The following is a 13532-nucleotide window of genomic DNA, read 5'->3' on the forward strand; positions in this document are numbered from 1 at the left end:
CATGGCGCGCGCTCACGAGATGCTGACCGTCCAGTCCGGCGACGTGAAACTCGCCGTCTACGTAAGCGGGTCGCGGCGCGCGCCGCCGCTGATCCTCGTGCACGGCTATCCCGACTCGGCGGCCGTGTGGGCGCCGGTCCGCGCGCGGCTCGCGAAGCGCTACCGCGTGATCGCGTACGACGTGCGCGGCGCCGGTGCATCCGATGCGCCGCGCCGCCGGGCCGACTACACGCTCGAACGGCTCGCCGGCGACCTGAAGGCGGTGGCCGACGCGACCTGCGGCGGCCGGCCGTTCCACCTCGTCGGCCACGACTGGGGCTCGATCCAGTGCTGGGAGGCCGTGACCGACCCCGCGTTCCGCGGCCGCATCGCGTCGTACACGTCGATCTCGGGCCCGTGCCTCGATCACGTATTCCGCGCGAAGCTGCGGCTCAAGCAGAGCCTGAAGTCGTGGTACATCGGGTTCTTCCATCTGCCGCTCGTGCCATCGCTGGTATGGCGGCTCGGCGGCGCCGCGCTGTGGCCGCGCTGGCTCCAGCTCACCGAACGCGTGCGCGCCGAGCGCGATCCCGTGCAACTGAAGAACGCGCTGAACGGGATGCAGATGTACCGCGCGAACTTTATCGCGCGGGCCCGCCAGCCGCGTGAGCGGTATGCGCAGGCGCCGGTGCAGATCCTGGTGCCGGTGCGCGACCGCTACGTGACGCCCGAGATGTCGGTCGACCTCGACCGGTGGCTCGGCGACCACGTGCGCGAGGAAATCGACGGCACGCACTGGATCGTACTGCGCCATCCGGACCTGATCGCGTCGCGGATCGACCGTTTCGCGTCCGCGCAGGAGCGGCCGGCGGCGACGAACGCCGCGGTTCAGCGCGCCGTCGGCGGCGCCGGCAGGCGTCTGAACAGCGTCTCGTAATCGACGACGAGCCCGTCGTCGTCGATGTCCATCTCGGCCGTGAAATTCCGGAAGATCCCTTCGTAGCGGTAGCGCCGGCCCGGTTCGATGCACGCGTAAGCCTGCTTGACCGGCGCGACCGTCAGGTCCGGCGTCGAGATGTACGCGACGTCGATCGGCCGCCGCTCGCCGCGCGCGAGCCCGAGGCGGCCGATCGGCAGCGAATTGGTGAACGGCGTCGCGGCGATGTCGATGTCGATGCAACCGTCGAGCGCCGGCAACGGGCGGCCCGCGCCGTCGCGCCAGTGGCCGGCGCCGTCGCCGCGCAACGCCAGCGTGCCGCCGCCCATCACCTTGAGCACCGCATAAGTCACGCGCCATTGCGCATCGCACTCGACGCGATACGCGAGCCCGTATGCGCGACCGTACCGCTGGCCGACCACCGCGCTTTCGACGACGATCGCGCCGCCGCTGCGGTCGAACGTCAGATGTTCGACCCCGTCGCCTTCGAGCGACGCCCACCGCACCTCGCGCATCGTTCCACCTCCCGGTTTCCCCATTGCGGGGCATCGTCGCACAAATCCTGACTATCCAGAATTCCCTATTCCGGTGCATGGGATTGTGTCCTATGCTCGCGGCTCGTCCTGTTCCGCCGCCATCATGCCTACCGCCCGCCCCGTCCCGCCGTCGATCGACCTGCGCATCCTGCTGCGCGGCATCGGGCAGATCGTGCTGCAGGCGCATGCGCTCACCGGCGCGCTGCTGCTCGCCGCGCTGGCGCTGACCGACCTGCGGCTCGCGTGCGCCGCGCTGGTCGGCTCGGCCGCCGCCAGCATGACGGCCGTGCTGACGGGCGCCGACCGCCGCGACGTCGGACAGGGCCTGCACGGCTTCAACGGCGCGCTGGCCGCGCTGATCGCCGTGCTGTTCGCGCCCCATCCGCTCGCCGCCGTCGCGCTGGCGCCGCTGGTCGCGATCGGCGCGGCGCTCGTGCAACGCGCGATGCAGGTGCCGCTCGCCCGCTGGCGCCAGTGCCCGTATTCGGGCCCGTGCTTGGCCGTCACCGCGCTGTGGCTGCCGTTTGTCGCATTGCAGCATGCGGACGCCGCAGACGCCGGCCCGGTGCTGACGCTCGCGTCCGCCGCCGACGCGCTGCTGTCGGGCGTCGCCCAGACCACCTTCGCGCAAGGCGCGTGGGCCGGCGCGCTGATCGTCGCCGGCCTCGCCGTCGCATCGCGCCGCGCGGCCGCGTTCGCGCTCGGCGGCGCGGTCGTGTCGACCGTGCTGCTGGTCGCGCTGGGCGCAAGCGGCGCGCTGTTCGCCGACGGCCTGCTCGGCTTCAACGGCGCCCTCGCCGCGCTCGCGCTGATGCCGCGCGGCCCGCGTGCGGCGCTCGCGGCGGCCGCGCTCGCCGCGCTGATCCAGTGGCTCGCGATGCGCGCGGGCATCCCCGCGTTCACGGCCCCGTTCGCGCTCGCATCATGGGTGACCGTCGCTGTCGCGCGCCGCTTTACCCTCGGAGAACCCGATGTCGTCATTCGCACACCGTCCTGATGCCGTGAAGCCCGGCGGCCCGATCTCGGACGCCGAACGCAAGCTGCGGGTCGACCTCGCCGCCGCGTACCGGCTCGTCGCGCTGAACGGCTGGGACGACCTGATCTACACGCATCTGTCCGCGACCGTTCCGGGCGAACCCGGCCACTTCCTGATCAACCCGTTCGGCCTCACGTTCGACGAGGTTCGCGCGTCGAACCTCGTGAAGATCGACCTCGCCGGCCACCGGATCGGCGACAGCGAGCACGCGGTCAACGTGACCGGCTTCGCACTGCATGCGGCCGTGCACGCGGCGCGCGCCGACGCCGTCTGCGTGATGCACCTGCACAATACGGCCGGCATCGCCGTATCGATCCAGCGCGACGGGCTGCTGCCCGCATCGCAGCACGCGTTGCGTTTTCATGGCGACCTCGCGTACCACGACTACGAAGCGCTCGCGTTCTCGCCGGCCGAAGGCGCGCGGCTGACCGCGAGCCTCGGCGCGAAATCCGCGATGCTGCTGCGCAATCACGGCACGCTGACGGTCGGCCGCACCGTCGCCGAAGCGTACGTGCTGATGGATACGCTGATCAAGGCGTGCGACATCCAGGTTCGCGCGCAGGCCGGCGGCGGGCCGCTCGTGCTGCCGGAACCGGCCGTCGCCGCGCGCACCGCCGAACAACTGCGCGACGGCGGCGCGATCGAAGGCGAACTGGAATGGCCGGCGCTGCTGCGCCGCCTCGACCGGATCGATCCGTCGTATCGCGACTGACGCCACGTCCGCACCCGGCCGAATCGTTCATCGTCAATCGTTCAACCTCAACCGGAGCATTTGCCATGCCAACTTTCAATATCCAGCTGTTCGAAGGCCGCACCGTCGACCAGAAGCGCGCCTTCGTCGAAGCGATCACGCGCGTCACGTGCGAGACGCTCGGCTGCGCGCCGGGCTCGGTCGACATCATCCTGACCGACGTGAAGAAGGAGAACTGGGCGACGGCCGGCAAGCTGTGGAGCGACGAGCGCTGAGCGCCGAAGGCGGCGTCGCGCCGGCGTCGCCCGCCCTGCGCTGAACCCTGCACCGCGGCGTCCGCGACGGGCGCCGCAGGCCCGCCCCACCGCCCGCCGCCGTTGTGCGCCCGCACATCGCTTTGTCACGCAATCGGCGCATAATGCCGGACAGACGCAGCCGCCAATGGCCACCCGACGAGGAGACCGCCATGGAAGCGAAGAACGAGGAAGTCGTCGCACACCTGCTCTCCGACGTCGTCGAATTCGCGCGCGCTCGGCTGCCCGAAGCCACGTTCCGGATCGTCGAACCCTTCCTGCGTCATTACTACGATTTCGTCGATGCCGACGATCTGCAGAACCGCAGCATCGCCGACCTGTACGGTGCCGCGATGGCACACTGGCAGACCGCGCAGAAATTCGTGCCCGGCAGCGAACGCCTGCGCGTGTACAACCCGATCCTCGAACAGCACGGCTGGCATTCCGACCACACGGTGATCGAGATCGTCAACGACGACATGCCGTTCCTCGTCGACTCGGTGACGATGGCCGTCAACCGCCTCGGGCTCGCGCTGCATTCGGCGCTGCATCCGGTGTTCCGCATCTGGCGCGGCGCCGGCGGCGGCATCGAGCGGGTCGACGCGGGCGGCGCGACGTCCGGCGACGGCCAGTCGCAACTCGCGTCGTTCATCCATTTCGAAGTCGACCGTTGCGGCGACGCCGCGCTGCTCGACACGCTGCGCGAGGACATCGCGCGCGTGCTCGGCGACGTGCGCGCATCGGTCGAGGACTGGCCGAAGATCGTCGACATCGCGCGCGCGACGATCAAGGAGATGAAGGCGCGCGAATCGACCGCGGAGGACATCGAGGCGCGCGCGTTCCTCGAATGGATGGCCGCCGATCACTTCACGTTCCTCGGCCAGCGCGACTACGCGCTCGTATCGGACGGCACAGGCTTCGGGCTGCGCGGCATCGAGGGCTCGGGCTTCGGCATCCTGCGCGAAGCGCTGCGCACGTCCGGCGCGCCCGACGTGACGCCGCTGCCGCAGGCCGCCGCCGACATCATCACCGGCGCGTGGCCGATCTTCCTGACCAAGGCGAATTCGCGCGCGACGGTGCACCGGCCCGGCTATCTCGACTACGTCGGCGTGAAACTCGTCGGCGCCGACGGCAAGGTCGTCGGCGAGCGCCGCTTCATCGGGCTCTACACGTCGACCGCGTACATGGTGTCGACGGCCGAGATCCCGATCGTGCGCCGCAAGTGCGCGAACATCCTGCGGCGCGCGGGCTTCCTGCCGAAGGGACATCTCGGCAAATCGCTCGTGACGGTGCTCGAAACCTATCCGCGCGACGAACTGTTCCAGGCCGACGAAGACCAGCTCTACGACATCGCGCTCGGCATCCTGCGCCTGCAGGAACACCAGCGCACGCGCCTGTTCGTGCGCCGCGACCGGTTCGACCGCTTCGTGTCGTGCCTCGTGTTCGTGCCGCGCGACAAGTACAACACCGACCTGCGCCGCCGCATCGCGAAGCTGCTGGTCGACGCGTACAACGGCGTGAACGTCGAATTCACGCCGCTGCTGTCGGAATCGGCGATCGCGCGGATTCATTTCGTCGTGCATGCCGAACCGGGCACGATGCCCGACGTCGACACGCGCGAACTCGAAACGCGGCTCGTGCAGGTCACGCGCCGCTGGCAGGACGATCTCGCCGACGCGCTGCTCGACGCATTCGGCGAAGAGCAAGGCAACCGCCTGCTGCAGCGCTATGCCGAGTCGTTCCCGGCCGGCTATCGCGACGACTATCCGGCGCGCACGGCCGTGCGCGACATCGAGCTGATCGAGCGCGTGAAGGATTCGGGCCAGCTCGCGATGAACCTGTACCGGCCGATCGAGGCCGAGCCGCGCGCGTTCCGCTTCAAGGTGTATCGCGCGGGCGACCCGATCGCGCTGTCGCGCAGCCTGCCGATGCTCGAACACCTCGGCGTGCGCGTCGACGAGGAGCGGCCGTACCGGATCCAGACGCAGGATGCCACGCATGCATGGGTACACGATTTCGGCCTCGAGCTCGCCGACGATACCGAGTTCGACATCGAGCGCGTGAAAGGCCTGTTCGAGGATGCGTTCGACCGGATCTGGAGCGGCCGGATCGAGAACGACGACTTCAACCGCCTCGTGCTGCGCGCGCACCTGAGCGCCCGCGAAGTGACGATCCTGCGCGCGTATGCGAAATATCTGCGGCAGGTCGGCTCGACCTTCAGCGACGCGTATATCGAGCGCGCGCTGACCGGCAACCCGGCGATCGCGCGGCAACTCGTCGAGCTGTTCGTGCTGCGCTTCGACCCGCGGATCGGCGACACGCGCGACGTGCAGGCCGAACGGCTGCTGAAGGCGATCGAAGGCGCGCTCGACCAGGTGCCGAACCTCGACGAGGACCGCATCCTGCGCCAGTTCCTCGGCGTGATCAACGCAACCGAACGCACGAACTACTTCCTCGCCGACGCGAACGGCGAATCGAAGCCGTACCTGTCGTTCAAGTTCAACCCGGCGAAGGTGCCCGGCCTGCCCGAACCGAAGCCGATGTTCGAGATCTGGGTGTATTCGCCGCGCGTCGAGGGCGTGCACCTGCGCGGCGGGCGCGTCGCGCGCGGCGGCCTGCGCTGGTCGGATCGCCGCGAGGATTTCCGCACCGAGGTGCTCGGGCTGATGAAGGCGCAGATGGTGAAGAACGTCGTGATCGTGCCGGTCGGCTCGAAAGGCGGCTTCGTCGTGAAGAACCCGCCGCCGCAGAGCGATCGCGAGGCATGGATGCGCGAAGGCATCGCGTGCTACCAGACGTTCCTGCGCGGGCTGCTCGACCTGACCGACAACCTCGCCGGCACCGCGATCGTGCCGCCGCCCGACGTGGTGCGCCACGACCCCGACGATCCGTATCTCGTCGTCGCCGCCGACAAGGGCACGGCCACCTTCTCCGACTACGCGAACGCGATCTCGCACGAATACGGCTTCTGGCTCGACGACGCGTTCGCGTCCGGCGGCTCGGTCGGCTACGACCACAAGAAGATGGCGATCACCGCGCGCGGCGCGTGGGAATCGGTGAAACGGCACTTCCGCGAGATGGGCATCGACACGCAGACGACCGACTTCACCGTGGTCGGCGTCGGCGACATGTCGGGCGACGTGTTCGGCAACGGGATGCTGCTGTCGCCGCATATCCGGCTCGTCGCCGCGTTCGATCACCGGCACATTTTCCTCGACCCGACCCCCGACCCGGCGACGAGCTTCGCGGAGCGCCAGCGCATGTTCGCGCTCGAGCGCTCGAGCTGGGCCGACTACGATACGTCGGTGATTTCGGCGGGCGGCGGCGTGTATCCGCGCACCGCGAAGACGATCCCGCTGTCGCCGGCGGTACAGGCCGCGCTCGGCATCGACGCGCACGCGCTGCCGCCGACCGAATTGATCCGCGCGATCCTGCAGGCGCCGGTCGACCTGCTGTACAACGGCGGCATCGGCACCTACGTGAAGGCGGCGCGCGAAACCCACGCGCAGGTCGGCGACCGCGCGAACGACGCGGTGCGCGTGAACGGCGCGGACCTGCGCTGCAAGGTCGTCGGCGAAGGCGGCAATCTCGGCTGCACGCAGTTCGGCCGCATCGAGTTCGCGCAGCGCGGCGGCCGCATCAACACCGATGCGATCGACAACTCGGCCGGCGTCGATTGTTCGGATCACGAAGTCAACATCAAGATCCTGCTCGGGCTCGTCGTGTCCGACGGCGAGATGACCGAGAAGCAGCGCAACGCGCTGCTCGCCGAGATGACCGACGAAGTCGGACTGCTGGTGCTGCGCGACAACTACTACCAGACGCAGGCGCTGTCGATCGCGGGCCGCTATGCGGTCGAGCTGCTCGACGCCGAGGCGCGCCTGATGCGCTGGCTCGAACGCGCGGGCCGCCTGAACCGCGTGATCGAATTCCTGCCGACCGACGACGAAGTCGCCGAGCGGCAGGCCGCGAAGCTCGGCCTCACGTCGCCGGAGCGCGCGGTGCTGCTCGCGTACAGCAAGATGTGGCTCTACGATGCGCTGCTCGAATCGGACGTGCCCGAGGATCCGCTGGTGGCCGCGATGCTCGTCGACTACTTCCCGAAGCCGCTGCAGCAGCGCTTCAGCGAGCCGATGCGCCGCCATCCGCTGCGCCGCGAGATTCTCGCGACGCATCTGACCAACGCGCTCGTGAACCGCGTCGGCTGCGCATTCGTGCACCGGCTGATGGAGGAAACCGACGCTAAGCCGGGCGATATCGTGCGCGCGTGCATCATGGCGCGCGACGTGTTCGATCTCGATGCGGTATGGCGCGACATCGACGCGCTCGACAACCGCGTCGCCGACGACGTGCAGGCGCGCATGTTCGTCGACGTCGCGCGGCTGCTGGAGCGCGCGGCGCTGTGGTTCCTGCGGCATCTGCAGTCGGGCGCGGTGGCCGACGGCGGCGTCGCCGAGCTGATCGCGCGCTGTCGCGACGCGGCGGCGCGGCTCGCCCCGCAACTGCCGTCGCTGCTGCCGGCCGACGATCTCGATGCGTTGTCCGAGCGGCAGCGCGTGCTGGTCGACGCCGGCGTCGACAGCGCGCTCGCGGTACGCGTCGCGAGCGGCGACATCTCGGCCGCGCTGCTCGACATCGCCGAAGTGGCGGCGACCTGCAACCGCAGCCTCGAACTCGTCGCCGGTGTCTATTTCTCGCTCGGCACGCTGCTCAATTACGGGTGGATCGGCGAACGCGCGGCGAACCTGCCGACGCCGACGCACTGGGACATGCTCGCGCGCGCCGCCGCACTCGCGGAAGTCGCGCGGCTCAAGCGCACGCTCGCGACGAGCGCGCTCGCGGAGTCGCCGGATTCGACCACGCCGGAGACGATCGTCGGCGCGTGGCGTGCGCGCCGCGAAGCCGCGCTGGTGCGCTATGAGCACCTGCTCGCGGATCTGCGCGCGTCCGGCGGCGCGAGCCTCGCGGTGCTGCTCGTGGTCGTGCGGGAGATGGCCGTGCTCGAACGCGCGTGACGAGTGTGACGGACGCGACGGGTCAGACCGTCGCGACCAGCAGCTCTTCCGCGCGGTTCGGCGGCCGCAGGCCGTCGGTGCGCTCGGCGAAGTAACGGCGCGTCAGCTCGGCGGCCGACACGTGTTCGGCCTTCGCGAAGCCGGCCTCCCGTGCGAGCGCCTGGATCTGGTCCGGCATGAAGAAGCTGATGAACGGCGTGCCGCTCGCCCGCGCGCCCTTCGCGGCCATTTCCATCCCCGGGCGCACGTCCGGATCCGCGTTCTCCAGCGGCAGCAGGAACGTCATCGCGAACGTCGAGCCCGGCGCGAGCGACGCGACTTCGCGCAGCGCGGCCGCATTCGCTTCGCGCGTCAGGTACATGCTGACGCCGGTGGATACCACGACCGCCGGCTTGCCGGCATCGAAGCCCGCACCGACGAGCGCGTCGCGCCACGACTGCTTCGCCTCGAAATCCACCGGCACGAAGCGCAGCCAGTCGGGCACGCCGAAGCCGAGCTCGACCAGGCGGCGCTGCTTCCAGCGCTGCGGCGCCGGCTGGTCGACTTCGAACACGGTCACGCGCGACGCCATGTCCGGCCGACGCTGCACGAAGCTGTCGAGCCCCGCGCCGAGGATCACGTACTGGCGCACGCCGCGCGCGGCCTGCTCGGCCACGAGATCCTCGATGAAGCGCGCCCGCGCGACGATCGACGCGCGAAACGGCCGCGTGAACTGCGGATCCATGTCGCCGCGCTGCTGCCAGCCGGGTGCCGGCGCAAGCAATTGCAACCCGATTTCGTCCGTGAGCACATGCGGCGGCGCGTCGAGCTCGACGTGCAGCGCGCGCCACAGCGCGACGCGCGCGGCCGTGCTGTCGGGCGCGTCGTCTTCGCGGATAGCCGTCATGTCGACCTCACTCGCCCTGCTTGCCCGGCGCCTGCAGGCGCCACACCCGGCCGTCCGGATCGCGCACCGTCATGTCGCGCGTGCCCCAGTGCGTGTCCTCGAACGGCGTGACGACCTCGACGATCGGCTGCGGCTGCACCGCCTGCTCGTCGGCCACCTTGAGCACGACCTGCATGTCGGGCGTTTCGCTCGGCGGCACTTCGGCGATGAACAGAAATGGACCGTCGCCGCTGCGCAACTGGCCCGAATTGTGGTCGGTTTCGAACTCCAGCCTGAAGCCCAGCGCCTGAAAGAACTTCGCCGACTTGCCCCAGTTGTGGGTGGTCAGATACACGGCTTCGATCCGCTCGGATGACATGTCACTCCTCCTTGTTGGACGGTTCCGCGCCGGACGGCGGCGCGGCCAGGTACGCGCGCAACGCGTCGGCCACCAGCGCGGACAGCGATTGCTCCGTTTCGATGGCACGATGCTTGACCTGCCGGATCAGGCCGAGCGGCAGGTACACGTTGAATTGCTTCACTTCTTCGTCGGTCATGGATACTAGTATGCTAGCAATCTAGCAAAAGTCAACTGACGGTGATCGCGGGATGGTCGCGGCCCGCGTGCGGGCCGCCGTCGGATGTCGGGGGTTCGCGTTACCGCGCGGGGCGCGCCGCGAGTCGCGCGAACAGCGCGTCGAGATCGAATCCCGCCGTATTGATGCCGATCGTGTCGCGCAGGCACGCGGCCCAGTCGGCAGCATTGTCGAACCTGACCGTGCGCCCGGCCCCCGCCGCGTCGCGCAACGTCAGCGCGGTGTTGAGCAGCGCCGCGCGGCCGTCCGGCAGCACGCGGCACGCGATCAAGTCGTTCACGAAGATCGATTCGGGATAGGTCGACGTGAACCAGTTCGCGGCGTCGTAATCGATCCATTCGGCCGGCTTCAGCGAGAAGCGGTAGGTCGTCTGCCAGCCGTCGGGGATTTCGAACTGCATGTCGAATTCGCCGTCGACCGGCGCGTCGATCACGCGAAACGCGCCGTGCGGCGTCAGTTGCCGCTCGCCCGGCACGAAGCGCAGCGGCGCGGTCAGCGTCGCGCTGCCGAAGCCGATGTCCGCGAGCCACGCGGCCCCGTCGAGGTCGATGCGCAGCAACATGTGCGTCTGCGCGGTGACGATCTCGGGCGGCCGCATCCAGCGCACGCGCGCGATCAGCGGCGTGACGCGAAAACCGATCGTCGTGAGCGCGGTGTAGAACAGCTTGTTGAGTTCGAAGCAGTAGCCGCCGCGGCGGCGTTCGACCACCTTGTCGACGATCGCGGGCAGGTCGAGCGCGACGCGCGCGCCGGTCAGCGGATTGAGGTTTTCGAACGGAATCGCCTGCGGGTGCAGCAGATGCAGCCGGCGCAGCACGTCCAGCGTCGGCGCGGCCGGGCCGTCGTAGCCGATGCGGGAGAAATAGCGCGAGAGGTCGAACGAGTCAGTCATGAACCGGCACCGATAAAAGGGACCCGCCACGATAGCATCGCGCGCAATCCCCATGTTGTGCGGGGCGATTGTTCGTGGTCGACGCGCGCGATGCGGGCCGCGCATCGCGCGCACATCCGCGCCACGTTGACGTTACGGCAGCAGCTTCAGCGCGGACGACGCGACCGACGGCACCGAAATGCCCTGGCTCGTCGCGAACTGGACGGCCTGGCCGAGCGTCGCGGCCAGCGACTGCAACTGGCCCGGCGCGCTTTGCGCGATATACGACGCGGCCTGCATGTTCTGCGGATTCAGGCCCGACTGCAGCAACGACGCGGCGCTCGTCGAACCGAGATTGCCGAGCCCCGACTGCAGTTGCGAATACTGCGTGAGCCCCTGCCCGAGCGACGCGAGCCCGTTGCTGAACGCCTGCTTGTCGATCGGGCCGTGCGTGGCGCCGCCGCTCGCGAACGCCTGGCCGAGCGCCTGCGACACCGATTGCTGCGCGCCGCCCATCTGCGACAGCGTGGCCGGCGACAGTGCATCGGCACCGGACAACTGACTCGCGGCCTGCTGCGCCTGCCCGGCCGCCCCCGTCAGGCCCATCGCCGATGCGAGCGACGACTGGCCGTTCAGCACCTGCTGGTTCGCCCCGACATAGGCCTGCAGCAATTGCGCGACACCGCCCTGCGCAGGCGCCGCCTGCTGCTGCCCGCCGCCGAGCAGCGACGCGCCGAGCGACTGCAGGTCGAGCTGCGCGTGCGCGGCGCCGCTCACCAGGATGCCGAACGCGATGCCTGCCGAGGCCAGATGCCGGCCCGTCGCGCGAATGTGCTTCATGTGTGTTCCTCGTGCCCGAATTGTCGAGGCGATATTGTCGAAGCGCGTCGCGCGCCGCCGCAACGACTGAAACACATCGAAACGAAATCCGGCGGCGGCGCCGCTTGCAATTCGGCGACCGACGAGCCCCGTCACGCAGATTCGCGCGCGTTTGCCGAGCGATGTCGTGCGCGCATCCCGATTCGTTCTCCGGCTGCATCAATGGCGGATGTCGGGTCCGGCGGGCGCCCGCGAACGTCGCGTCGAGCGATGCAAAACGAAACGGGCAGCTCGTCGCCGCCCGCTCCGTCACCCCGGCAACTGGCTACCGGCTACCGGTTGCCCGCCTGCCGCGGCATCACGCGGCCATCCACGCCGGCACGCGCCGGGCCACCCAGTCGGCCGCCCGCTCGTAGCCGCGCGCAAGCTGCAGCACGGCGAGATCGGCGCGCGGACGCCCGATCAGTTGCATCCCCATCGGCAACCCCGCGTCGTTGAAGCCGACCGGCACGTTGATCACCGGGCAGCCGGCCAGCGTCCACGGCACGACCGTTTCCATCCAGCGGTGGTAGGTGTCCATCGCGCGGCCCGCGATCTCCTTCGGCCAGCGCTGGTCGACGTCGAACGGGAACACCTGCGCGGTCGGCGCCGCGATGAAGTCGTAGCGATCGAAGAAGCTCAGCACCGCCTGATGCCACGCGGTCCGTTCGACGCTCGCATCGAACACCGCCGCGCCCTGCAGCGCGAGCAGCCCTTCGACCTCGTAGATCGCCTCGGGCTTCAGCAGCGCACGGCGCGCCGGGTCGCGATAGTGCGCGAGCAGCCCGCCGCCCGACAGCAGGTGCCGGTGCGCGAGCCACAGACGCCAGATCCGGTCGGGTGCGAACGCCGGCAGCGCGGCATCGACGTCGCAGCCGATCTCGCGCAGCGTCGCCAGCCCGTGCTCGCACTGCGCGAGCACGCCGGCCTCGGTCGCGAGATAACCGTTCCAGTCGCCGACCCACGCGATGCGCTTGCCGCGCAGGTCCGCGTCGAGCGGCTGCGCGAACATCGCCGGATCGTCCGCGAGCGACAGCGGATCGTTGCGGTCGTAGCCGGCCTGGATCGCGAGCAGTTGCGCGACGTCGCCGACGGTGCGCCCCATCGGCCCTTCGATGCCGAGCTGCTGCATGAACACGTCGACGCCCGGCCAGCGCGGCACGCGGCCCTGCGACGGGCGAAAGCCGTAGATGTTGCAGAACGCGGCCGGGTTGCGCAGCGACCCGCCGAAATCGCTGCCGTCCGCCACCGGCAGCATCCGCGACGCGAGCGCCGCCGCCGTGCCGCCGCTGCTGCCGCCCGCGCTCTTCGTCAGGTCGTACGGGTTGCGCGTCGCGCCGTAGACTTCGTTGAACGTATGCGAACCGAGCCCGAACTCGGGCGTATTGGTCTTGCCGATGAAGATCGCGCCGGCCGCGCGCATCCGCGCGACGCCGACGGAATCGGCCTGCGGTACGTTCTCGCGGAAGATCGGCGAGCCGTAGGTCGTGCGCAGCCCCTTCGTCATCGCCAGATCCTTCGGCGCCTGCGGCATCCCGTGCAGCCAGCCGCGATACTCGCCGCGCGCCAGCTCCGCGTCCTTTTCCGCGGCTTCCGCCAGCAGCGCATCGCGATCGCGCAGCGCGACGATCGCGTTGATCGCACCGTTCACGCGCTCGATGTGATCGAGATACGCACGTATCGTCTCGACGCACGACACCGCCTTGCTGCGGATCGCCGACGCGAGCTCGCCGGCCGACAGGCGTACGACCGGATCGACGGAAATGGAAGCGGGAGCGAGAAACTGCGGGGCGCCGTGCGGCATGCGGGGTCTCCTGGGAAGCGGTAGCGGATGGCGCGCCGCCGGGCGGCGGCC

12 protein-coding genes are annotated in these 13532 nt (G+C 69.7%); 5 read left to right on the top strand and 7 right to left on the bottom strand.

Going from position 1 to position 13532, the window contains the following annotated elements:
• Window position 1: 1 nt before the first annotated feature.
• Window positions 2–916 carry an alpha/beta fold hydrolase gene (locus H0X90_RS09515; protein WP_006496949.1) on the top strand — a complete coding sequence of 305 codons (915 nt, stop codon included), beginning with the start codon at window positions 2–4 and terminating at the stop codon, window positions 914–916.
• Here H0X90_RS09515 and H0X90_RS09520 read toward each other — a convergent pair.
• A complete protein-coding gene (locus H0X90_RS09520) occupies window positions 868–1431 on the bottom strand; it encodes a putative glycolipid-binding domain-containing protein (protein WP_006496948.1) in 564 nt (187 codons plus the stop codon). The two genes, H0X90_RS09515 and H0X90_RS09520, sit on opposite strands and share 49 nt — an antisense overlap.
• Before the next feature lie 124 nt (window positions 1432–1555).
• Here H0X90_RS09520 and H0X90_RS09525 point away from each other — a divergent pair, with 124 nt between their 5' ends.
• From H0X90_RS09525 to H0X90_RS09540, 4 genes are all read left to right on the top strand, one after another.
• Window positions 1556–2449, top strand: coding sequence for an urea transporter (locus H0X90_RS09525; RefSeq protein WP_077189360.1), 894 nt, complete (start codon window positions 1556–1558; stop codon window positions 2447–2449).
• Window positions 2424–3200, top strand: coding sequence for a class II aldolase/adducin family protein (locus tag H0X90_RS09530; RefSeq protein WP_062884805.1), 777 nt, complete (start codon window positions 2424–2426; stop codon window positions 3198–3200). Before H0X90_RS09525 ends, H0X90_RS09530 begins: the two co-directional genes overlap by 26 nt.
• A 65-nt stretch (window positions 3201–3265) precedes the next feature.
• A complete protein-coding gene (locus H0X90_RS09535; RefSeq protein ID WP_006487223.1) occupies window positions 3266–3454 on the top strand; it encodes a 4-oxalocrotonate tautomerase in 189 nt (62 codons plus the stop codon).
• A gap of 191 nt (window positions 3455–3645) precedes the next feature.
• On the top strand, window positions 3646–8487 hold the full coding sequence (locus H0X90_RS09540; RefSeq protein ID WP_077189359.1) for an NAD-glutamate dehydrogenase: 4842 nt from the start codon (window positions 3646–3648) through the stop codon (window positions 8485–8487).
• Window positions 8488–8509: 22 nt separating this feature from the next.
• On the opposite strand, the gene H0X90_RS09545 is transcribed toward H0X90_RS09540, so the two are convergent.
• From H0X90_RS09545 to H0X90_RS09570, 6 genes are all read right to left on the bottom strand, one after another.
• The gene (locus H0X90_RS09545; protein ID WP_006487235.1) at window positions 8510–9373 is read right to left on the bottom strand and encodes a class I SAM-dependent methyltransferase; all 864 of its coding nucleotides are present in this window, start codon (window positions 9371–9373) and stop codon (window positions 8510–8512) included.
• Window positions 9374–9380: 7 nt separating this feature from the next.
• Window positions 9381–9731, bottom strand: a complete 351-nt coding sequence (locus H0X90_RS09550; protein ID WP_006487203.1) for a glyoxalase/bleomycin resistance/extradiol dioxygenase family protein — start codon at window positions 9729–9731, stop codon at window positions 9381–9383.
• A 1-nt stretch (window position 9732) separates the two neighbouring features.
• The gene (locus tag H0X90_RS09555; protein ID WP_006487211.1) at window positions 9733–9909 is read right to left on the bottom strand and encodes a ribbon-helix-helix protein, CopG family; all 177 of its coding nucleotides are present in this window, start codon (window positions 9907–9909) and stop codon (window positions 9733–9735) included.
• Between the two features lie 100 nt (window positions 9910–10009).
• A complete protein-coding gene (locus H0X90_RS09560; RefSeq protein WP_077189358.1) occupies window positions 10010–10840 on the bottom strand; it encodes an arylamine N-acetyltransferase in 831 nt (276 codons plus the stop codon).
• Window positions 10841–10972: 132 nt separating this feature from the next.
• The gene (locus tag H0X90_RS09565; RefSeq protein WP_012493397.1) at window positions 10973–11659 is read right to left on the bottom strand and encodes a hypothetical protein; all 687 of its coding nucleotides are present in this window, start codon (window positions 11657–11659) and stop codon (window positions 10973–10975) included.
• Window positions 11660–11996: 337 nt separating this feature from the next.
• Window positions 11997–13481, bottom strand: coding sequence for an amidase (locus H0X90_RS09570; RefSeq protein WP_077189357.1), 1485 nt, complete (start codon window positions 13479–13481; stop codon window positions 11997–11999).
• Window positions 13482–13532 lie beyond the last annotated feature (51 nt).

Origin of the sequence: Burkholderia sp. 9775_39 (assembly GCF_015712225.1) — a bacterium.
Classification (GTDB): domain Bacteria; phylum Pseudomonadota; class Gammaproteobacteria; order Burkholderiales; family Burkholderiaceae; genus Burkholderia; species Burkholderia cenocepacia.

What these genes read in the sequence shown, in the direction of transcription:
- H0X90_RS09550 (WP_006487203.1), bottom strand. Translation starts at nt 9,731, where the DNA reads ATGTCATCCGAGCGGATCGAAGCCGTGTATCTGACCACCCACAACTGG.
- H0X90_RS09540 (WP_077189359.1), top strand. Translation starts at nt 3,646, where the DNA reads ATGGAAGCGAAGAACGAGGAAGTCGTCGCACACCTGCTCTCCGACGTC.
- H0X90_RS09525 (WP_077189360.1), top strand. Translation starts at nt 1,556, where the DNA reads ATGCCTACCGCCCGCCCCGTCCCGCCGTCGATCGACCTGCGCATCCTG.
- H0X90_RS09555 (WP_006487211.1), bottom strand. Translation starts at nt 9,909, where the DNA reads ATGACCGACGAAGAAGTGAAGCAATTCAACGTGTACCTGCCGCTCGGC.
- H0X90_RS09545 (WP_006487235.1), bottom strand. Translation starts at nt 9,373, where the DNA reads ATGACGGCTATCCGCGAAGACGACGCGCCCGACAGCACGGCCGCGCGC.
- H0X90_RS09570 (WP_077189357.1), bottom strand. Translation starts at nt 13,481, where the DNA reads ATGCCGCACGGCGCCCCGCAGTTTCTCGCTCCCGCTTCCATTTCCGTC.
- H0X90_RS09520 (WP_006496948.1), bottom strand. Translation starts at nt 1,431, where the DNA reads ATGCGCGAGGTGCGGTGGGCGTCGCTCGAAGGCGACGGGGTCGAACAT.
- H0X90_RS09535 (WP_006487223.1), top strand. Translation starts at nt 3,266, where the DNA reads ATGCCAACTTTCAATATCCAGCTGTTCGAAGGCCGCACCGTCGACCAG.
- H0X90_RS09530 (WP_062884805.1), top strand. Translation starts at nt 2,424, where the DNA reads ATGTCGTCATTCGCACACCGTCCTGATGCCGTGAAGCCCGGCGGCCCG.
- H0X90_RS09560 (WP_077189358.1), bottom strand. Translation starts at nt 10,840, where the DNA reads ATGACTGACTCGTTCGACCTCTCGCGCTATTTCTCCCGCATCGGCTAC.
- H0X90_RS09565 (WP_012493397.1), bottom strand. Translation starts at nt 11,659, where the DNA reads ATGAAGCACATTCGCGCGACGGGCCGGCATCTGGCCTCGGCAGGCATC.
- H0X90_RS09515 (WP_006496949.1), top strand. Translation starts at nt 2, where the DNA reads ATGGCGCGCGCTCACGAGATGCTGACCGTCCAGTCCGGCGACGTGAAA.